This window comes from Mycobacterium sp. ACS4331 (genome assembly GCF_001667265.1).
GTDB lineage: Bacteria > Actinomycetota > Actinomycetes > Mycobacteriales > Mycobacteriaceae > Mycobacterium.
Map to the genome: position 1 here is coordinate 15,400 of NZ_LZHW01000038.1, position 19,468 is coordinate 34,867.

18 protein-coding genes and 1 pseudogene are annotated in these 19,468 nt (G+C 68.9%); 12 read left to right on the plus strand and 7 right to left on the minus strand.

Annotated features, from left to right (window positions below; genetic code table 11):
- Positions 1 to 411 precede the first annotated feature (411 nt).
- Genes qcrB through ctaE form a run of 4 tightly spaced genes read right to left on the minus strand, consistent with a single transcriptional unit; the run spans position 412 to position 4,714 of the window.
- Entirely contained in the window at positions 412 to 2,088 is a 1,677-nt protein-coding gene (qcrB, locus tag A5727_RS09650) for a cytochrome bc1 complex cytochrome b subunit (RefSeq protein ID WP_068248279.1), read from the minus strand.
- On the minus strand, positions 2,085 to 3,239 hold the full coding sequence (gene qcrA, locus A5727_RS09655) for a cytochrome bc1 complex Rieske iron-sulfur subunit (protein ID WP_068248282.1): 1,155 nt from the start codon (positions 3,237 to 3,239) through the stop codon (positions 2,085 to 2,087). The genes qcrB and qcrA overlap by 4 nt, the downstream gene beginning before the upstream one ends.
- Positions 3,236 to 4,069 carry a cytochrome bc1 complex diheme cytochrome c subunit gene (qcrC, locus tag A5727_RS09660; protein WP_068248285.1) on the minus strand — a complete coding sequence of 278 codons (834 nt, stop codon included), beginning with the start codon at positions 4,067 to 4,069 and terminating at the stop codon, positions 3,236 to 3,238. Before qcrC ends, qcrA begins: the two co-directional genes overlap by 4 nt.
- 33 nt (positions 4,070 to 4,102) lie before the next feature.
- Entirely contained in the window at positions 4,103 to 4,714 is a 612-nt protein-coding gene (ctaE, locus tag A5727_RS09665) for an aa3-type cytochrome oxidase subunit III (protein ID WP_068248288.1), read from the minus strand.
- Between the two features lie 94 nt (positions 4,715 to 4,808).
- Here ctaE and trpD point away from each other — a divergent pair, with 94 nt between their 5' ends.
- The gene (gene trpD / locus A5727_RS09670) at positions 4,809 to 5,915 is read left to right on the plus strand and encodes an anthranilate phosphoribosyltransferase (RefSeq protein ID WP_082949708.1); all 1,107 of its coding nucleotides are present in this window, start codon (positions 4,809 to 4,811) and stop codon (positions 5,913 to 5,915) included.
- On the opposite strand, the pseudogene A5727_RS09675 reads toward trpD, so the two are convergent.
- Positions 5,817 to 7,707 (minus strand): annotated as a pseudogene (locus A5727_RS09675) (DEDD exonuclease domain-containing protein). The gene trpD and the pseudogene A5727_RS09675 overlap by 99 nt on opposite strands.
- A gap of 163 nt (positions 7,708 to 7,870) precedes the next feature.
- Between A5727_RS09675 and A5727_RS26885 the strand changes: the two are divergent.
- The 4 genes from A5727_RS26885 to A5727_RS09695 all read left to right on the plus strand — a co-directional run bounded on the left by A5727_RS26885 (position 7,871) and on the right by A5727_RS09695 (position 11,461).
- Positions 7,871 to 8,113, plus strand: coding sequence for a hypothetical protein (locus tag A5727_RS26885; protein ID WP_082949710.1), 243 nt, complete (start codon positions 7,871 to 7,873; stop codon positions 8,111 to 8,113).
- Between the two features lie 199 nt (positions 8,114 to 8,312).
- Positions 8,313 to 9,455: a peptidoglycan hydrolase RipC gene (gene ripC, locus A5727_RS09685; protein ID WP_068248294.1), complete on the plus strand. Its 1,143-nt coding sequence runs from the start codon at positions 8,313 to 8,315 to the stop codon at positions 9,453 to 9,455.
- Between the two features lie 22 nt (positions 9,456 to 9,477).
- Complete coding sequence (locus A5727_RS09690; RefSeq protein ID WP_231992014.1) at positions 9,478 to 10,296, plus strand: hypothetical protein; 819 nt, start codon at positions 9,478 to 9,480, stop codon at positions 10,294 to 10,296.
- Positions 10,297 to 10,309: 13 nt separating this feature from the next.
- Positions 10,310 to 11,461 (plus strand): glycosyltransferase family 4 protein, encoded by a 1,152-nt coding sequence (locus A5727_RS09695; RefSeq protein WP_068248300.1) that lies wholly within the window; start codon positions 10,310 to 10,312, stop codon positions 11,459 to 11,461.
- Here A5727_RS09695 and A5727_RS09700 read toward each other — a convergent pair.
- On the minus strand, positions 11,446 to 13,242 hold the full coding sequence (locus A5727_RS09700) for an AMP-dependent synthetase/ligase (RefSeq protein WP_068248303.1): 1,797 nt from the start codon (positions 13,240 to 13,242) through the stop codon (positions 11,446 to 11,448). The two genes, A5727_RS09695 and A5727_RS09700, sit on opposite strands and share 16 nt — an antisense overlap.
- A 94-nt stretch (positions 13,243 to 13,336) precedes the next feature.
- On the opposite strand from A5727_RS09700, the gene A5727_RS09705 reads away from it, so the two are divergent.
- The 5 genes from A5727_RS09705 to A5727_RS09725 all read left to right on the plus strand — a co-directional run bounded on the left by A5727_RS09705 (position 13,337) and on the right by A5727_RS09725 (position 16,728).
- Positions 13,337 to 13,729, plus strand: a complete 393-nt coding sequence (locus A5727_RS09705; protein WP_068248309.1) for an SRPBCC family protein — start codon at positions 13,337 to 13,339, stop codon at positions 13,727 to 13,729.
- A 79-nt stretch (positions 13,730 to 13,808) separates the two neighbouring features.
- Positions 13,809 to 14,243: an SRPBCC family protein gene (locus tag A5727_RS09710; RefSeq protein WP_068248312.1), complete on the plus strand. Its 435-nt coding sequence runs from the start codon at positions 13,809 to 13,811 to the stop codon at positions 14,241 to 14,243.
- A complete protein-coding gene (locus A5727_RS09715; RefSeq protein ID WP_082949711.1) occupies positions 14,240 to 15,511 on the plus strand; it encodes an ArsA family ATPase in 1,272 nt (423 codons plus the stop codon). Before A5727_RS09710 ends, A5727_RS09715 begins: the two co-directional genes overlap by 4 nt.
- Positions 15,508 to 15,873, plus strand: a complete 366-nt coding sequence (locus tag A5727_RS09720) for a hypothetical protein (protein ID WP_068248314.1) — start codon at positions 15,508 to 15,510, stop codon at positions 15,871 to 15,873. Before A5727_RS09715 ends, A5727_RS09720 begins: the two co-directional genes overlap by 4 nt.
- A gap of 120 nt (positions 15,874 to 15,993) precedes the next feature.
- Positions 15,994 to 16,728, plus strand: coding sequence for a lysophospholipid acyltransferase family protein (locus A5727_RS09725; RefSeq protein ID WP_068248317.1), 735 nt, complete (start codon positions 15,994 to 15,996; stop codon positions 16,726 to 16,728).
- Here the strand turns inward: A5727_RS09725 and A5727_RS09730 are convergent.
- Positions 16,652 to 17,947, minus strand: a complete 1,296-nt coding sequence (locus A5727_RS09730; protein WP_068248319.1) for a glycosyltransferase 87 family protein — start codon at positions 17,945 to 17,947, stop codon at positions 16,652 to 16,654. The two genes, A5727_RS09725 and A5727_RS09730, sit on opposite strands and share 77 nt — an antisense overlap.
- A 94-nt stretch (positions 17,948 to 18,041) precedes the next feature.
- On the opposite strand from A5727_RS09730, the gene A5727_RS09735 reads away from it, so the two are divergent.
- Entirely contained in the window at positions 18,042 to 18,920 is an 879-nt protein-coding gene (locus A5727_RS09735; protein ID WP_231992015.1) for a hypothetical protein, read from the plus strand.
- 11 nt (positions 18,921 to 18,931) lie between these two features.
- Positions 18,932 to 19,441 carry a polyadenylate-specific 3'-exoribonuclease AS gene (locus A5727_RS09740; protein ID WP_068248322.1) on the plus strand — a complete coding sequence of 170 codons (510 nt, stop codon included), beginning with the start codon at positions 18,932 to 18,934 and terminating at the stop codon, positions 19,439 to 19,441.
- Positions 19,442 to 19,468 lie beyond the last annotated feature (27 nt).

The window sequence follows — 19,468 nt, forward strand, 5'->3', positions numbered from 1 at the left end:
GCCCGCCCGCTGATCATCGATGCGTGAGTGCGCTCTGTTCGGTGCAGCTCGGGGCCCCTCTCCGGCAGTTCGGGTTTCGGATCGCTGTCCCTGGTGCCGAGCCGCGTTCCATCCCGGGTTGTACGGCGGCGCTGTCGTTCCCGCTGACACCCCCGACCGGGGCGACGGGCGACCTTCGTCGGCCCAGTCTTGTGCGGCATTGCATGCTTTTCGGCGAAATCTGCTGCGGTTCCGCACAAAAGAGCGCCGTGTGGGCCCGCCGCGGGGGAGGGGGAGTGCCACCAACCCAGCGCAGAGAGCACCGCGTGAGCCCGGCGCGGGGGAGGGGAGTGCCACCACCGAAGCGCAGAAAGCGATAGGGGCCGCCACCGCAATGGTGACGGCCCCGATCGCTGTTCGGTGCGCAGTCGGCTAGTGCCCGTGCCCGTTTCCTTGGCCGTTGCCCGTGCCGTGCTCGTTGTCCTGGTACTCCTTGAGGGCCGTGAGCGCCTTGTGCTCGGCCGCGTGGGCGGCCTCGGTCAGCGCCCGGTCCTCGGAGACGGGATCGGCGAACAGGAAGCTGCCGGAACCCGGTGCACCACCGGAGCCGAGCTTGTTCATCTTCTTCGGCAGCGCCGCACCCTGGTACTCGAGCGGGATCGGATGACCGTGCTCGTCGACCGGGCCGATCGGCTGGTGCAGCTCGATGTAGGCACCGTGCGGGAGCCGCTTGATGATGCCGGTCTCGATGCCGTGCTCCAGCACATCGCGGTCGCTGCGCTGCAGCGCGATGGCCCACCGGTAGGCGATGAAGTACACCAGCGGCGGCAGCACCACCATGCCGATACGGCCGATCCACGTGGTCGCGTTCAGCGAGATGTGGAACTTCAGCGCGATGACGTCGTTCATCGCGGAGAACGTCAACACCAGGTAGAGCGCAATCGCCATGGCGCCGATCGCGGTGCGGACCGGAGCGTCACGGGGACGCTGCAGCAGGTTGTGGTGCGCGTAGTCCCCGGTGAACTTCTTCTCCAGGAACGGCCAGGCGATCAGCAGGCCGAACACCAGACCCATGATCAGCGCCACCCAGGTCGACGCCGGGACGGTGTGACCGAACGGGTAGAGCTCCCACGGCGGGAAGATACGGGCCAGGCCTTCTGTCCACATCATGTAGAAGTCGGGCTGGCTGCCCGCGGAGATCTGCGAGGGCCGGTACGGGCCCAGGTCCCAGATCGGGTTGATCTGGAGAAGACCACCCATGAGGCCGAGGATGCCGGTGACCATGGCGAAGAACGCGCCCGACTTCACGGCGAACACCGGCATGACGCGCACGCCGACGACGTTGGTCTCGGTGCGGCCGGGCCCGGGGAACTGCGTGTGCTTCTGGAACCACACCAACGCCATGTGCGCACCGATCAGGGCCAGGATGATGCCCGGGATGATCAGGATGTGCAGCGCGTACATGCGCGGGATGAAGATACCGATCGAGCAGTCGTTTCCGACGCCGCCACAGGGGAAGTCGCCGCCGAACAGCGCCCAGTGCAGCCAGGTGCCGATGACCGGCATACCCAGGGTGATCGAGCTCATCGCGGCGCGAAGACCGATGCCGGACAGCAGGTCGTCGGGCAGCGAGTAGCCGAAGTAACCCTCGAACATCGCCAGGATCAACAGCAGCGAGCCGATGACCCAGTTGGCCTCACGCGGGCGGCGGAACGCGCCGGTGAAGAAGATGCGCGCAAGGTGCACCATGATCGACGCCGCGAACAGCAGGGCCGCCCAGTGGTGGATCTGCCGGACGAACAGACCGCCGCGGACCTCGAAGCTGATGTCGAGCGCCGAGGCGTAGGCCCGCGACATCTCGATGCCACGCAGGGGCTGGTACACGCCCTGGTAGGTGACCTCAGCCATCGACGGGTCGAAGAACAGCGTCAGGTAGACGCCGGTGATCAACAGGACGATGAAGCTGTACAGGGCGATCTCACCCAGCAGGAAGGACCAGTGGGTGGGGAAGACCTTGTTGAGCTGTCGCCGGACCGCTGCGGACGGGTGATAACGCGAGTCCATCGCGTCACCCTGCTTGGCCAGCCGCTCACCGATTGCCGAACTCATGATTTGCGCTCCCAGAAGGCCGGGCCGACAGGTTCGATGAAGTCACCGTTGGCCACCAGGTAGCCCTCGGTGTTGATCGTGATGGGCAGCTGCGCCAGGGCGCGTGCCGCGGGGCCGAACACCGGCTTCGCGAAATGCAGCGCGTCGAACTGCGACTGGTGGCACGGGCACAGGATGCGGTAGGTCTGCTGCTCGTACAGCGACGAGGGGCAGCCGAGGTGCGAGCACACCTTGGTGTAGGCGAAGAACTCACCGAAGTTGAAGCTCTCCTGGCCCTGACGCCGGACGACCCGGTGCATGTCCTGAGGCTTGATGCGGATGAGCATCACGGGGTTGCGCACACCCATCTGGATCTTGGCCAGATTGTGGTGCGACTCAGGAGTGGTGCCGTCACCGTCGGCCTCACGCCACGGGAACACAGTCTCCATGCCGCCGGCGTCGATGTCCTCGGGGCGCATCTTGACGAAGGGTGCGTGGCCGTCGCCGGTCGCGCGGGCGAGGTAGATGGTCTCGCCGGCATACCGCGGGGTCCACCCCGAGGTCCACAGCACGGCCTTCTTGCCCTCGGCGGTCGGGACGACGGGCTTCCACGGGTTCTTGATCAGACCGCCGGCGAACGCCACCAGCGTGCCGAGGCCGAACGCGCCGAGTCCGAGCCCGAGCGAGGCGCCGATCATCTTGCGGCGCTTGATGGTCGAGCCCTCGAGGGCGTCGGTCAGGTTGGCCACCACGGTCTTGCGGTCGAACTCGCTCGACGCACCGTCGTGGCGGTCCTGGACGGTGATCTCCTCAGGAATGAACTTCTTCTGGTAGAGCACCGCGCCGATGCCGATCGACAGGATCGACAGGCCGAAGGTCAGGCCGTACATCGGGGTCGCGAGGTTGTACCAGATGCTGTCCGGATCCCACTGCCACGGCCAGAACAGGAAGACCACCAGCAGTGCGAGCCCGCTGAGGCCGCCCAGGAGGAGCCAACCGGCGACACTGCGCTCGGCGCGCTTCTCGGCGCGGGTGCCCTCGACGGGCCAGCGGTCCTCCTTGAAGATGATGTTCACGCCGTCCTTCTGACCGCCCAGGGCCAGAAGTTCCTCGCGTGACATCGATGCCAACTGTTCGTCAGTCGGCTGCTGCGCGCCAGTCGCGTCGCTCATGCTCGTGCCCCGATCCACATCGCCACACCGATCATCGCCACCATGCCGACGATCCAGATCACCATGCCCTCAGAGGTGGGGCCCAGTGCGCCCAACCCGTAGCCACCGGGGCTGGGGGTCTCCGCGGCGTGCCGGACGTAGCTGACGATGTCCTTCTTCTCCTCCGGGCTCAGCTGCCGGTCGGAGAATTTGGGCATGTTCTGTGGGCCCGTGAGCATCGCGGTGTAGATCACCTGCGGGTTGGCGTCACCGAGCGCCGGTGCCCACTTGCCGGAGGACAGGGCGCCGCCCTGACCGGTGAAGTTGTGGCATGAGGCGCAGTTCAGGCGGAACAGGTCACCGCCGCGGGCGACGTTCCCGTTGGTCAGCGACTCCTGGGCGATCTGACCGTTCTCATCGCGGACCACCAGCGGTCCGCCGCCGTTGGCCTGGATGTAGGCGCCCAGCGCGTCGATCTGGCTCTCGTCGAAGTTCGCCGGCTTCGACGGCGCCTGAGCGTTGAGGCTCATCGCGGGCATGCGGCCCGTCGACACCTGGAACCACACCGCTGCCTCACCGACGCCGATCAGGCTGGGGCCGCGGTCGGCGACACCCTGCAGATTGGCGCCGTGGCAGCTGATGCACGACGTGTCGTAGAGCTGCTTGCCGTTGCGCAGCAGGGCCGACTGGGATTCGTCGGCGACTGCGACCTGTGGCTTGGGGGTCAGCACTGCCGCCAATCCGCCGGCCATCGCCAGCGCCACCAGCAGCAGCATTCCGGCCGTCAGTCGGCGGCGCAATCGCCGCCGGGACCGGTCACCGCTGGTCGATCCGATCAACCGCGAGATCATCAACCGAGCACTCCTGTTCATCACAGCGCTGGACTAACGGACGAAATAGATGACGGCGAACAGCGCGATCCACACGATGTCGACGAAGTGCCAGTAGTACGACACCACGATCGCGGCAGTGGCCTGCGCCGGCGTGAACTTGCTCATCTTGGTGCGCAACAGCAGCAGCACGAAGGCGATGAGACCGCCGATGACGTGCAGGCCGTGGAAACCGGTGGCCAGGTAGAACACCGTGCCGTACGCACTGCCGGGGATCGTCGTGCCGTGCTGGACGAGGTGGACGTACTCATACGCCTGGCCGAGCACGAAGAACGTGCCCATCGCCAGGGTGATGGTGTACCACCGGCGCAAGCCGAAGACGTCGCCGCGCTCAGCGGCGAACACACCCATCTGGCAGGTGAACGACGACGCGATCAGCACCAGGGTCACCGGTACGGCCAGCGCGAGGTTCAACTCCGTGGGAGGTGGTGGCCAGTCGCCACCGGCTTGTGCGCGCGCAGTGAAGTACATCGCGAAGAGGCCGGCGAAGAACATGAGTTCACTCGAAAGCCACACGATGGTGCCGACAGAAACCATATTCGGCCTGTTCAGCGAATGTACGCGCGACGTGATTGCAGTCCCTGAGGTACCCACAGCGGTCGTCACACCAAGAAGTATGACGCTTTGTAGTTGTCGATCTCCACCCGGGGATGCTTTTGGCGGAGAGTGTCGCGTTCGGAGGGTCCCTCCCGCTTGCCGGATGCGCGTCCCGACGTGGGAATATCGGTGCGTGATTGATACCCAGACCCGACCGGATCCGGCCGCCCCGTCCTGGCGCGGCATCCTGAGCCGCCTCACCGAACTGCAGCCGCTGGCGCCGGGTGAGGCCGGTTGGGCGATGGACCAGATCATGACCGGGGCGGCCACGCCGGCGCAGATCGCCGCGTTCGGCGTCTCGATGAAGATGAAGCGTCCGACGCCGGCCGAAGTCAGTGAGCTCGCCGACACGATGCTGTCGCATGCCCGCAAGGTGCCCACCGATCGGATCGGCACCGAGACCGTGGACATCGTCGGCACCGGCGGCGACGGAGCCAACACCGTCAACCTCTCGACGATGGCGGCGATCGTCGTGGCCGCGGCCGGCGTGCCGGTGATCAAGCACGGCAATCGCGCCGCGTCGTCGCTGTCCGGTGGTGCCGACACCCTTGAAGCGCTCGGTGTGCGCATCGACCTCGGTCCCGACGACGTCGCGCGCTGTGTCGAGGAGGTGGGCATCGGCTTCTGCTTCGCCCCGCAGTTCCATCCCTCGCTGCGGCACGCGAGTGCGGCCAGGCGCGAGATCGCCGTGCCGACCGTCTTCAATCTGCTTGGGCCGCTCACCAATCCGGCCGGTCCGCGGGCCGGTCTGATCGGCTGTGCGTTCGCGGACCTGGCCGAGGTGATGGCCGGCGTGTTCGCCGCGCGGCGGTGCAGCGTGCTGGTGGTCCACGGCGACGACGGCCTCGATGAACTGACCACCACCACGACGTCGACGATCTGGCGTGTCCAGGCCGGCACGATCGACCGGCTGACCTTCGACCCCGCCGGCTTCGGCTTTCCGCGCGCCCAGCTGTCGGAGCTGCTCGGCGGCGACGCCGAGAGCAATGCGGCCGAGGCGCGGTCGGTGTTCTCCGGCGCCAAGGGCCCCGTGCGCGACGCGGTGGTGCTCAACGCGGCCGGGGCGATGGTGGCCCATGCGGGTCTGACCAGTTCCGCCGAATGGCTGCCGTCATGGGAGTCGGGTCTGCAGCGGGCCGTCGACGCGATCGACTCCGGCGCCGCCGGACAGCTTCTCGCCAAGTGGGTGAAATTCACCCAACGGCTGTGATCGGCGTCCGCGCAACGGCTTTCGGCACAGGCGTCAGGTCGGCGGGCGGATCGACGTACTGCTCGGCGGCCAACCGGGCCGACCGCGCCGCCGCCGCCCAGCGCGACCAGCGGCCGGCGCCACCGGTGGGCGACGCCCAGCCCTGACTGGTGTGCACGATCCTGGTGCCCGGCGTGGTCAGCCAGCGCGCCACCAGTCCCACCTCCTCGATGAGCGCGCCGCCCAGGGGGGCGGGCTCGGCGAGGATCGTCTGCGCACCCGCACACAACGCCTCGACCACGGGCATCGGGGGGACGCCGCGTGGCGCGCTGCCCGCCGCGGCGAGTTGGCCGCGCCGCACCACCGCCAACTGCCAGCCGCCGGCCCCGTCGGGTGCCGCTGCGACAAGCTCGTCGACCGAGCTCAGCGCCGCCAGGCGTTGCCCTCGGACCGCGGCGTCGATCGCGGTCGCGGTCTGATCACGCAGCCGCGCTGCGCTCTCGTAGAGTCCGCGCTCGGCGAGCGCGTCGACGTGCGCGACGGCCGCGGCCAGGGGAGTGTCGTCGATTCCGGCCAGCACCGCGGCGGCACGGCTGACCGCGGGCGTGTACTCCGCCGCGGTCACATCCCGCGGCGCGGGACAGGCCGAGACCTCCCGCTCGGGGCAGGACGGTCCGTGCCGGGCCGAGCGGCTGAGGCGGTTCGTGCAGGTGCGCACACCGGAGAACCGCGCCAGCAGGGCCGCGGTCGCCGCCGCGTCGGCCCGGGCCCGGAACGGGCCGAGGGCGTGGCGCTCACCCGGCGTGCGGACGACGGTGAACCGCGGAAATGCCTCGTCGGACAACGTGATCCACCACCATCGGTGCGGGAACTTCGACCGCCGGTTGTAGGGCGGGGCATGCGCGGCCAGCAGGCGCAGTTCCCGCACGCCGGCCTCGAGACCGTGGGCGCACTCGACGTGGTCGACCGCTTCGGCCAGGTTCACCATCTCCTTCATCCGGCCGCGGGGGTCCGACCCGTTGAAGTACTGGGTGACGCGACGACGCAGGTCGACGGCCGTGCCGACGTAGAGGACCTCACCGGACGGGCCGCGGAACAGATAGACCCCGGGACGGTTGGGCAGGGTGGAGGCGAGGCCGCGTTTGCGTCGTTGCGCGGGGGTGACGTCGGGCAGGTAGGCGCGCAGTTCGGGATAGGTGTGCACGCCCTGGTTGCCCACCCGTTCGATCAGGCCGTGCAGCACGTCGACGGTGGCCCGGGCGTCGTCGAGGGCGCGGTGGGTGGGCGTGGTGCTGGTGCGGAACAGTCGCGCCAGATCGCCGAGGCGGACGCTGGGCGCCTCCTCCCGCGTGAGCACCCGGCGAGCCAGCCGCACCGTGCACAGCACGGGCGGTCGCGGCCACGGCAGCTCGCACTGGGCGGCGGCGGCCCGCAGGAACCCCATGTCGAAGCCGGCGTTGTGGGCCACCAGCACCGCGCCGCGGCAGAACTCGAGGAACATCGGCAGCACGGCGTCGATGGTCGGCGCGGCACACACCATTGCGGTGGTGATGCCGGTCAGGTGGACGATCTGCGGCGGAATCGCGCGCCCAGGATCGACCAGCGTGGCAAACTCCCCGAGCACTTCACCGCCGCACACCTTGACCGCGCCGATCTCGGTGATGGCATCACACTGACCGCCCGGCTCCTTGGGGGTCGCGCGACCGCCCGTGGTCTCGAGGTCGACCACGACGAACGTGGTGGCGCGCAGCGGCAGATCCGCCGCGGGATCGAGGTCGGCGAAGCTCAGCTGGGCCGACTTGTCCGAACTCACGTTCGATCACGTTAGGGCCTGCGGGCGACAGAATCCGGCAGATTCGACGCCGTCTGGGGGTCGTGTCGCGGGCCCGCGTGCCGCGGAGCGGGAGATTTCTTGTCGGTGCTCTCGGTTAGCGTGCGAATCGCAGCAGACCAACGGAAGAAGTGGGGCAGCACCTATGCGACAAAACGAGAGTTCCTGGGACCGCGACGATGCGCCCGAACCCGTCGTCATCGACTGTGACGACTGCGCTGTGCGCGGTCCAGGTTGTCGAGAATGCGTGGTCAGCGTGCTTCTTGGAGTGCCTGAGACCCTGCTGGCGGATGAGCGCGCGGCGTTGGAGGTGCTTGCGGAGGCGGGCCTTGCACCACGCCTGCGGCTGGTTCCCATCCATCGCGGCCAACAGCCCGGTGTCGCGTGATTCACAGGAGGTGCTCAGCGGGGGCCGGGCGCGGCAGGGGGATTTCTGGCACTCGGTGCTGTTAAATTTAGGTCTCCTGATGGACAACGCCGATGCCGTTTCGTAACCTACTTGAGACCTAAGGCGGTTCGGCGGCGGTGCGGTTGGGCGAGATCCACGCACCACCCACGCACTCACAGGCAGTTTAAGGACGCAAATCTTGAGGTTCGACGGCAGGCAACGGGGCGATCGGATCACCAGGCGACCCCTCAAGAAGACCGCCATCGGCACACTCGCCGCACTCACCGTCCTCAGCGGAGCACTCGCGTCCGGCGCGCACGCTGATCCGCAGGAGGACGCGCTGGCAAAGTTGAACGAACTTTCGCGGCAGGCCGAGCAGACCACCGAGGCGATGCACAGTGCCCAATTGGACCTGAACGCCAAGCTCGAGGTTCAGGCCGCCGCGGACCGCAAGCTGGCTGAAGACCGCGCCTCGATGGCCGCGGCGCAGACCGAGCTCGCGACCTTCCAGGCCGGCGTCAACAAGTTCGCCGCCGCCATGTACATGGGTGGGCGCACGTCGGGCTTCAACGCCATCCTCACCGCCGAGTCGCCGCAGGGCCTGATCGACAAGCTGTCCGTACAGCGGGTCATGGCCGCCGAGATCGGCGCGCAGATGGGGAACTACCGCCGGGTCAACGAGCAGGCGATCGCGGCCGAGGCGGCCTCCGCCAAATCCGCGGCCGAGGCCAAGACCGCGGCCGAGCAGGCCGCCGCGGTCCGCGCGGACCTGCAGGCGAAGCAGAGTGAACTGCAGCTGAAGATCGCGGTCGTCCGATCGCAGTACCAGGCGCTGACCCCCGAGCAGCGGGTCGCCCTCGCCGACCCGGGCCCGGTCCCGCCGGCCCCCGAGGCACTACCGCCGGGGCCCGATGTGCTGGCGCAGGCACCGGAGGGTGTCCCTCCGGGTGACCTGGCTCCGCCGGATGCCGCAGTGCCGGGTGCGCCAGGCACCGGCCAGGGTGCGGTGGCCGTGCAGGCGGCGCTCACCCGCGTGGGATCGCCGTACTCGTGGGGAGGTTCGGGCCCCGGTGCCTTCGACTGCTCGGGCCTGGTGATGTGGTCGTTCCAGCAGGCTGGGATCGCATTGCCGCACTCCAGCCAGGCGCTGGCCCGCGGTGGGCAGCCCGTGTCCCGCGAGGATCTGCAGCCCGGTGACGTGGTGAACTTCTACTCGGATGCCTCCCACACCGGCATCTACGTCGGCGACGGCATGGTGGTGCACGCGTCCACCTACGGCGTGCCGGTCAAGGTGGTGCCGCTGGATGGTGCCGGACCGTTCTACAACGCCCGTCGCTACTGATCGTCACCGGCGCCGGTGGCCGGTGGCCGTCGGTGCCGCCGTGGTGGTTGTTGCCGCGCTGGTGCTCGTCGCCCTGAGTCGCGGACCGAACGACACCGCCTCAGCGCCGGTATCGGTGCCGTCGGCGCCGACGGTGACCGTCGGGGATGGCCGCATCGTCACGTCGCTGAGTCTCGGCGGCGAGTCCACTGACGCCGTGCTGCGTCGTGCCGAGGCCGATCTCGCGCTGAGCGCTCCACGCGTGGAACGTTTCTGGGGCACCGACTGGTCCGACGAGATCGTGGTGGTCGCGACGGGCACTGACGCCGAGTTCGCCGCCGCGGCGCCGGGCGCGCCCGCAGGTGTGGCCGCGGTCGCGGTGGCCGACGCCGTCGATCCCCTCCGCCGAACGGCTGAAGGGCAACGCATCGTCCTGGGGCCCGGCGCCGGCCGGATGTCCGACGAGGCCCTGCGACTCGTCCTCACCCACGAGCTGTTCCACTACGCCGCCCGCCCCGACACCGCGGCCGACGCGCCGCGGTGGGTCACCGAGGGCGTCGCCGACTATGTCGCCCGATCCGGTCCGGTTCCGGCGATGCCCGCGCCGACCCGGTTGCCATCGGACAACGACTTCTCCACCCACGGCGGGCAGTTGTCCGAGGCCTACGACCGCGCCTGGCTGTTCGCGCGCTTCATCGCCGACCGCTACGGCGAGCCCGCGCTGCGGGATCTCTACACCGCAGCAGCTGGACCCGGACACCGTGACACCGACACAGCGCTGCGCCAGGTCACGGGCACCGCGCCCGCGGACCTGCTCGACCAGTGGCGTGCCTGGCTGGCCGCTGCTGCCGAGCCCCGTTAGCATCGGCAGGCATATGACCCGAGTCCTGCTGGTGACCAATGACTTTCCACCGCGGCGCGGGGGCATTCAGTCCTATCTCGAGGAACTCGTGGTCCGCCTGGCCGCCACGGGCCAGCACGAGTTGACCGTGTACGCACCGCGCTGGAAGGACGCGCCGGCCTTCGACGAACAGGCCGAGTCGGCGGGGTACCGGGTGGTGCGGCACCCCGGAACGCTGATGCTCCCCGTCCCGACGGTCGAGTCCCGGATGAGCGATCTGATCGAACGCCACGAGGCCGAGACGGTGTGGTTCGGCGCCGCGGCGCCGCTGGCCCTGCTGGCCCCGCGGGCTCGCCGGGCGGGCGCGAGCAGAGTCATCGCGAGCACACACGGTCACGAGGTGGGCTGGTCGATGCTGCCCGTCGCGCGGTCGGCGTTGCGCCGCATCGGAGACGGCGCCGACGTCATCACCTACGTCAGCCGATACACCCGCGGCCGCTTCGCCTCGGCCTTCGGCGCACACGCGGCCATGGAACACCTGCCGCCCGGCGTCGACGCGAAGCGATTCGCCCCCGATCCGGCGGCGCGGGCGGAACTGCGCGCCCGCTACGGTCTCGGCGATCGCCCGACCGTGGTGTGCGTCTCGCGCCTGGTGCCCCGGAAGGGGCAGGACATGCTGATCCGCGCGCTGCCACGGATCCGGCAGCGCATCGACGGCGCGGTCCTGGTGATCGTCGGCTGCGGCCCGTACCGCGAGACCCTCGAGAAACTGGCCCACGAGCACGGCGTGGCCGAACACGTCGTGTTCACCGCGGGCGTGCCGTCACGCGAACTGGCCGGGCACTACGCGCTGGGCGACGTCTTCGCCATGCCGTGCCGGACCAGGGGAGCGGGCCTGGACGTGGAAGGTCTGGGCATCGTGTTCCTGGAGGCGTCGGCGACCGGAGTGCCCGTCGTCGCGGGCACCTCCGGCGGCGCGCCGGAGACCGTGCTCGACGGCCAGACCGGGACCGTCGTCGACGGCCGATCGCTGGACGGGATCGTCGACGCGGTCGCCGACCTGCTGGCCGACCCCGACCGCGCGGCCGCGATGGGCGCGCGGGGCCGCGAGTGGGTTCTGGCGCAGTGGCAGTGGGACACCATGGCGGCCCGGCTGTCGGGCCTGCTGGATCAGTCCTTGCGGTAGATCGCCTCGATCTCCTCGGCGAACTTCTCCGCGACCACCTTGCGCTTGACCTTCATGGTCGGGGTGAGCTCACCGGTGTCCTCGGTGAAGTCGACCCCGAGGATGCGGAACTTGCGGATGGCCTCCGCCGCGGACACCGCCTGATTGGCCTCCTTGACCGCACGGTCCACCTCGGCCACCAGATCCGGATCGGTCACCAGGTCGGCGACCTTCGCGTCGGTGTCCTTGCTGTTGCGCTGCTTCCAGCCGTCGAAGGCCTCGGGGTCGATCGTGATGAGCGCGCCGATGAACGGCTGGGCATCACCCACCGCCATCGCCTGGCTGATCAACGGATGCGAGCGCAGCCGGTCCTCGAGCACGGCAGGCGCGACGTTCTTGCCGCCCGCGGTGACGATGATCTCCTTCTTGCGGCCGACGATCTTGACGAACCCGTCGTCGTCGTCGTCGCCGAGGTCGCCGGTGTGGAACCAGCCGTCCACGATGGCCTCGGCCGTGGCCTGCTCGTTGTGCCAGTAGCCGCCGAACACCACACCGCCGGAGACCAGCAGCTCACCGTCGTCGCCGATGCGCAGGCTGTTGCCGGGCAACAGCTTCCCGACGGTGCCGACCTTGAGGTCGCCGACCCGGTTGACGGTGATGGCCGCACTGGTCTCCGTCAGGCCGTAGCCCTCGTAGATGGTCAGACCGACACCGCGGTAGAAGTGGCACAGCCGCGCACCGAGTGGGGCGCCGCCGGAGATCGAGGCCCTGCAGTCGCCGCCGAGGGCCGCCTTGAGCTTGCCGTACACCAGCTTGTCGAACACCGCGTGCTTGAGCCGCAACAGGAGCCCCGGACCGCCCGGGGTGTCCAGCGCCTCGCTGTAGTCGATGGCGGTCTGTGCGGCGATCGCGAAGATCCTGCCCTTGCCGCCGTTGATCGCGTTCTGCTCGGCGGTGTTGTACACCTTCTCGAACACTCGCGGCACCGACACCACGATGGTCGGCTTGAACACGCCGAACATCGGCACCAGGTTCTTGATGTCGCTCGTGAACCCGACGGTCACCTTGTTGTGGAACGCCCCGATGGTGATGGCACGGGCCAGCACGTGCGCCAGCGGCAGGAACACCAGCGCACGCTCACCCTTGCGCAGCAGGTCGGGCAGGCTGGCTTTGGAGCCGCGGATCTCATAGATCAGGTTGGAGTGTGTCAACTGGCAGCCCTTGGGCCTGCCGGTGGTGCCGGAGGTGTAGATCAGGGTCGCCGGATCGGCGGCGCGGAGGTTGGCGACGCGGGCCGTGACCTCGGCCGGGTCCACCTCGGCGCCGGCCGCGATGAGTTCGTCGAGACCGCCCCCGTCGATGTGGAACACGCGGCGCAGGTCGGGGAGTTCGTCGATCAGCGCAGCGGCCGTCGCGGCGTGCGCATCGGTCTCGGCGAACAACACCACGGCGCCGGAGTCGGAGAGCACCCAGCGGATCTGCTCGGCCGAGGAGGTCTCATAGATCGGCACCGTCACCGCACCGATGGACAGAATCGCGAAATCGAGAATCGCCCATTCGAAACGTGTGGCGGACAGGATCGCCACCCGGTCACCGGGGGTCACCCCCTGGGCGATCAGCCCCTGGGCCGCCGACCGCACCATGCCGGCCGCCTCGGCGGCGGTGACATCACACCACTCGCCGTCGATGAGCCGCTGGTAGATCACATAGTCAGGATCGTCACGCTCGTGCTCGAAAACGGCGCTGACGATGTTGTCGTGCTCGCCGACTTCGAACGACGCGGGAACACTTAACTCACGCAATGGTCGAGGCCTCTCCGGTTGACCGACTTTTCGTTCAGCCTAGTCTGCGGCCCCTGGCCCCATGCGCGGCTTGGCGTGTGTGAAGCTAAGGCCCATGAACAGCATCCAGGTGGCCGACGAGACGTTCGTCGCGGCATCGCCACAGCAGGTCGGGGAGGCGATCGCCGATCCGGCGCAGTGGCGCCGCTGGTGGCCGGATCTGCAGTTGCAGGTGATCGAGGAGCGCGGTGCGGCCGGCATCCGCTGGTCGGTGGCGGGCCCGCTGACCGGGTCGATGGAGATCTGGCTCGAACCGGTGCTCGACGGGGTTCTCCTGCACTATTTCCTGCACGCCGAACCCGCGGGTGTCTCGGCGCGCGAACTGGCCAAGTTGAACCTGCCCAAACTCGTCCACCGGCGCAGGGTGGCGGGTAAGAACATGTCGTTCGAGATCAAGTCCAGGCTTGAGGCCGGGCGGCCCGTCGGAGCGGCGCCGCAGGCCGGTTGAGGGGCCGAGCAGTCGGCGGTCGGGGTACCGTTTGACCTCAAGGGCGGGGCAGTACAGGGTACGAGGTTAGGCAGCGCACGTGGCGGACAAGACGACGCAGACCATCTACATCGACGCGGATCCCGGCACGGTGATGGACGCGATCGCCGACATCGCCACCTATCCCGAGTGGGTCAAGGAGTACAAGGAGACCGAAGTCCTCGAAGCCGACGACGAGGGCTATCCCAAGACCGCCCGCCTGGTGCTCGACGCCGCGGTGCTGCGCGACACCATGGTGCTGTCCTACGACTGGCCAGCCGATAAGAAGTCGGTCCGCTGGTCGCTGGTGTCGAGCACGCTGCTGAAAGCTCTTGACGGTGCATATCGGTTGGAGCCCAAGGGTTCTGGAACCGACGTCACCTACGAACTCTCCGTGGACCTGCAGATCCCGATGATCGGGCTGCTCAAACGCAAGGCCGAGCGCAGGCTCACCGACACCGCTCTGAAGGACCTGAAGAAAAGAGTCGAGGGCTGAGCGAAGTCGCCGAGTCCGCAGCCGCTGGCCGCGCCCGGATCAGCCTGTTCGTCGGCAAGGGTGGGGTCGGTAAGTCGACGCTGGCCTGCGCCACCGCGGTGCGCGATGCGCGCGCCGGGGAACGGGTGCTCGCGGTGTCCACCGATCAGGCGCATTCCCTCGGCGACGTCCTCGGTGTGCCCGTGCCGCCCACCGGCGCGCGACGTGCGGTCCGAGTGTTCACCGACGATGCCGACGCCGGCGGTGGCCTGCTCGATGCGCTCGCGCTGGACACGCTGGCACTGTTGGAGTCGCGGTGGCGTGAGGTCGCGGTCCCGCTGGCCGCTCAGTTTCCCGAATCGGAATTGGGTGACGTTGCCCCCGAAGAGCTTTCGGCCCTGCCCGGCGTTCAGGAGGTGCTCGGGCTCGCCGAGGTCGCCGAACTCGCCGACTCGGGGCAGTGGGACCACATCGTCGTCGACTGCGCGTCCACCGCCGACGCGCTGCGCATGCTGACCCTGCCGTCGACCTTCGCGCTGTATGTCGAGCGGGCCTGGCCGCGGCACCGCAGGCTCTCGGTCGTCGGCGACGGCGGGGCCGCCGGGGCGGTGGTGTCGTTGCTGGAACGGATCACCGCCGCGGTCGAGCGACTGTCCGACCTGCTGACGGACGAGTCGGCGATCGGCGCGCATCTGGTGCTCACGCCCGAGCGCGTGGTGGCCGCCGAAGCGACCCGGACCCTGGGATCGTTGACGCTGATGGGCGTGCCGGTGGTCAGGCTGATCGTCAATCAGGTTCTGCTGCAGGATGATTCCTACGAGTACCGAAACCTGCCCGACCACCCGGCGTTCGACTGGTACTCGGAGCGGATCGCCGAGCAGCAGAGCGTGCTCGACGAGCTGTCGACCACCGCCGGCGGCCCCGCGTTGGTCCTGGTGCCGCACCTGCCCGGCGAGCCGGTCGGGCCGAAGGCCCTCGGCGATCTGCTGGACTCCGTGCGCCGCCGCGACGGTTCCGCGCCGCCGGGGCCGCTGCGTCCCGTCGTGGACCTCGAGTCGGGAACGGGACTCGGCTCGGTCTATCGCATGCGATTAGAGTTGCCCCACGTGGACTCGGGATCCCTGAGTTTGGGCCGGGTCGACGACGATCTGATCATCGGTGTGGGCGGTATGCGGCGGCGCGTGAAGCTGGCGTCGGTGCTGCGGCGCTGCATCGTGATCGGCGCCCAGCTCAAGGGTGCCGAACTGACTGTGCGTTTCCGACCCAACCCGGAGGTGTGGCCTCAGTGAGCGGTGTGCACTCCGACCTTGGGCCGGAGCTTCGCCAGCTGGCGCAGGCGATCCTCGACCGCATCGACCCCGCGGTGCGCAGTGCCGCACTGCTGGCCGCGGCCCGCGCGGGCGCAGGCCCGGGGCGCTGCCAGCAGGTGTGGTGCCCGGTGTGTGCCCTGGCGGCGCTGGTGACCGGCGAGGAGCACCCGCTGCTCAGCGTCATCGCGGAGCACAGCGTCGCGCTGCTGGCGGTCATCCGCACTCTCGTCGATCAGGCCGGAGACGCCGCACCGGAACCGCCCAGCCCGCCCGAGCCGCCGTCTGGGCCCGGCGCGTCGCGCGGACGCTACGAACCGATTCCGGTCACGGTCGAGGAGTAGCTGGGCGGTGTTCACGCCCTGTGGTCGCATCAGGGCGGGGTGGGTAGAGTTGGCGCGAAGCAGGGCCGGTGTGCGCCCGACCGGTGTGCGTCCGAAAATCAGCGGGAGGGTTCGAGTTCCATGTGGTACTGGCTGTTCAAGTACGTCCTGCTGGGCCCCCTGCTCGCCCTGATCGGGCGGCCCAAAGTCGAAGGACTGGAGCATGTTCCGGTCGAGGGCCCCGCGATCCTGGCCAGCAATCACCTGGCCGTGATGGACAGCTTCTACCTCCCCCTGGTGGTGCGTCGACGCATCACCTTCCTGGCCAAGCAGGAGTACTTCACCGGCACCGGCGTCAAGGGCCGCTTCCTGGCGTGGTTCTACACCGTCGTCGGCCAGGTGCCGATCGACCGGACCGACGCCGACTCGGCGCAGGCCGCGCTGGACACCGCGGTGCGCATCCTGGGCGAGCGCAAGCTGCTGGGCATGTACCCCGAGGGCACCCGGTCACCCGACGGCAGGCTCTACAAGGGCAAGACCGGTCTCGCGCGCCTGGCGCTGCAGACCGGAGTCCCGGTGATCCCGGTGGCGATGATCGGCACCAACGTCGTCAACCCGCCGGGGAAGAAGGGCCTGCGGTTCGGCCAGGTGACGGTCCGCTTCGGCAAGCCGATGGACTTCAGCCGGTTCGAGGGGATGGCGGGGAACCGCTTCATCGAGCGCGCCGTCATCGACGAGGTCGTCTACGAACTGATGGAGCTTTCGGGGCAGGAGTACGTCGACATCTACGCCGCCAGCCTCAAGAACGGGGCAGCGCCTGCTCAGAATGGTCAGGCGACGGCACCGTCTCGCCTTCCGCAGTCGGCCGCGGGCTGACCCGCGTCGTCACGGTCAGACCGGCGGCGACGATGACCGCCAGCGCCCACCACACGTAGGAACCGCCCACGAGTTGGCGCCACCACGCGGCCTCGGCCTCCTGGTGTTCGGGAAGCAGGTCGATCGGCGTCCAGATCATCAGGGCGCACCCGACGGCGGTGACCAGGCCCAGCGCGGTGCTGCGGTGACGCCAGCCCACCACGGCGCACGCCACCAACGTCGGCAGCACCCACACCCAGTGGTGTGACCACGAGACCGGCGAGACCACCAGACCGAACATCGCCACACAGATCAGGGCCAGCACCGGTTCACCGGCGGCGAGGACGCGCCTGCCGGCCCACACCGTGAGCCCCAGCACCGCAAAGCACGCCAGCGTCCACAGCGCGAACCGGAAGTCCTCCGTCAACCCCAGCCTGGCCAGCGCGCCCGAGATGTTCTGGTTGGTGTTCAGCGTCGCGGTGCCGATCCGGTCGGTGTTGCGCACAGTCCGGGTCCAGTACTCGATCGAGTCCTGCCAGGCCAGCACGAAACCGATCAGGGTCGCGCCCGCGAAGGACGCGAACGCCACGAGCACGGCCCGGATGTCGCGGCGCAGCACGAAGTACACCAGGAACACGGCCGGGGTGAGCTTGAGCGCGATCGCCAGGCCCAGCAGCAGTCCGCGTGGCCACGGCGTCCGCCGCGGCACGCAGTCGGCGATCACCAGGGTCATCAGCACGACGTTGATCTGACCGAAGTCGAAGTTGGACCGCACCGGTTCCAGCCAGATCACCGCGGGCGCGACGAGCGCCATCGCCAGCACGACGACCCGCCAGCGCGGTCCCGGGGTGTCGACGCTGCTCAGGCGGGCCAGCACGATCGACGTCGACACCACCAGCAGGACCAGGGTGGTCGCGGTGATCGCGATGCTGGCCGCGGGCAGCGACAGCCACGCAAAGGGGCTGAAGGAGATGGCCGCCAGCGGTGGATAGGTGAACGGCAGATCGATGCCGCCGACGGTGTGGAACACCGTGCCGTCGCTGTAGAGCGGGCGTTCGTCGAGCCAGGCCCGACCGCCCATGCGATAGACATCGATGTCGATGCGATAGGGCACGTCGCGGAACAGTCGCCACGTCGCGTAACCGAACGCGGCGAGCGCGGCGAGCGTGAACACCTGCCACGCGCCGCGTCGCCCGCGGGTGGACTGATCGCCCACACCGGGCCAGCGCCTGTTACTCATGTCTCGAACAGCCTATCGGGGGCAGAGGGCCGACACGGGCATCCACCCGCGGTGTGCACCGCGATCGTGGCGCGGGACGCGTAAGTTCGCGGGCGTGCCTGAGACGTTCCTGGACATCCGGTTCGCGTTCATCGCGCCCGGACGCGAACCGTTGGTCTGGTGCCTGGTCTCGTTCATCATCACGTTCTTCATTACCCGGTGCATCGTGCGATATATCCGCGCGACCGCCGACAGCGACAAGCCGAAGCGCTGGTGGCAGCCGCGCAACATGTCGGTCGGCGGCGGCGGTGGGGGCTTTCACCTGCATCACGTGGTGATCGGCGTGGTGTTGGTGCTGGTCTCCGGCGTCACGATGGTCACGCTCGCGGTCAACGGCGGATCGCGGGAGTTCACGATGGCCGCGGTGGTGTTCGGGATCGGCGCCGCCCTGGTGCTCGACGAGTTCGCGCTCATCCTGCATCTGCAGGACGTGTACTGGTCGGAGGACGGGCGGACGTCGGTCGACGCGGTGTTCGTGGCGATCGCGGCGGCGGGGCTTCTGGTCATGGGGTTCAACCCGTTGGCGTTCTTCGACATCAACGTCTGGCGTGCCGACACGTCGTGGTGGGTTCGGGCGGCCGTGGTGGCCTGGGCCGTGGGCAGTCTGGCGCTGGCCGTCGTGGTGCTCGCCAAGGGCAAGGTGTGGACCGGCCTGCTCGGCATGGGGATTCCACCACTTCTGGTCGTCGGCGCGGTGCGCCTGTCACGTCCTCATGCGCCGTGGGCGCGGTGGCGGTACACCAGCCATCCGCGCAGGATGCGGCGCGCACTCGAGCGCGAGCGTCGACTCCGTCGGCCCGTGGTGCAGGCCAATCTGTGGTTGCAGAGCGTGGTCGCCGGGATGCCGAGGTTTCCCGATGACGACGCGGTCGACGCGCAGTTGGATCGGCAGATCCATGCGGCCGCACCTCCGCCGCAGGTTGCGGCTGGATAGGGTTTCACGACGTGCGGTTCTTCTACGACACCGAATTCATCGACAACGGGCGCACCATCGAGTTGATCTCGATCGGGGTGGTGGCCGAGGATGGTCGTGAATACTACGGCGTGTCAACCGAATTCCCCGCCGAGCAGGCCGGGAAGTGGGTCAAGACCAACGTGCTGCCGAAGCTGCCGCCGCCGTCGTCGCAGCTGTGGCGATCGCGGCGCCGGATTCGGGAGGACCTCGAGGACTTCCTGGGCATCGACGGTGACGAACCCATCGAACTGTGGGCGTGGGTGGCGGCCTATGACCACGTGGCGTTGTGTCAGCTGTGGGGGCCGATGACGCATCTGCCGCCGCAGATTCCGCGGTTCACCCGCGAACTGCGGCAGCTGTGGGAGGACCTCGGGTCCCCGCGGATGCCCCCGCGCCCCCACGACACGCATGACGCCCTGGTCGACGCGCGTCACAACCTGCGCCGATTCCAGATCATGGCCGAACTCGTTGGTGGCTTTGAGCGCCGCTCGGGCTGGTGAAGACCGCTGCGCGGCCCGGTTACGATG

Excerpts from the sequence above, each read along its gene's own strand:
- qcrB (WP_068248279.1), bottom strand. The coding sequence starts at position 2,088 with ATGAGTTCGGCAATCGGTGAGCGGCTGGCCAAGCAGGGTGACGCGATG.
- qcrA (WP_068248282.1), bottom strand. The coding sequence starts at position 3,239 with ATGAGCGACGCGACTGGCGCGCAGCAGCCGACTGACGAACAGTTGGCA.
- qcrC (WP_068248285.1), bottom strand. The coding sequence starts at position 4,069 with ATGATCTCGCGGTTGATCGGATCGACCAGCGGTGACCGGTCCCGGCGG.
- trpD (WP_082949708.1), top strand. The coding sequence starts at position 4,809 with ATGCGCGTCCCGACGTGGGAATATCGGTGCGTGATTGATACCCAGACC.
- A5727_RS26885 (WP_082949710.1), top strand. The coding sequence starts at position 7,871 with ATGCGACAAAACGAGAGTTCCTGGGACCGCGACGATGCGCCCGAACCC.
- A5727_RS09695 (WP_068248300.1), top strand. The coding sequence starts at position 10,310 with ATGACCCGAGTCCTGCTGGTGACCAATGACTTTCCACCGCGGCGCGGG.
- A5727_RS09705 (WP_068248309.1), top strand. The coding sequence starts at position 13,337 with ATGAACAGCATCCAGGTGGCCGACGAGACGTTCGTCGCGGCATCGCCA.
- A5727_RS09725 (WP_068248317.1), top strand. The coding sequence starts at position 15,994 with ATGTGGTACTGGCTGTTCAAGTACGTCCTGCTGGGCCCCCTGCTCGCC.
- A5727_RS09730 (WP_068248319.1), bottom strand. The coding sequence starts at position 17,947 with ATGAGTAACAGGCGCTGGCCCGGTGTGGGCGATCAGTCCACCCGCGGG.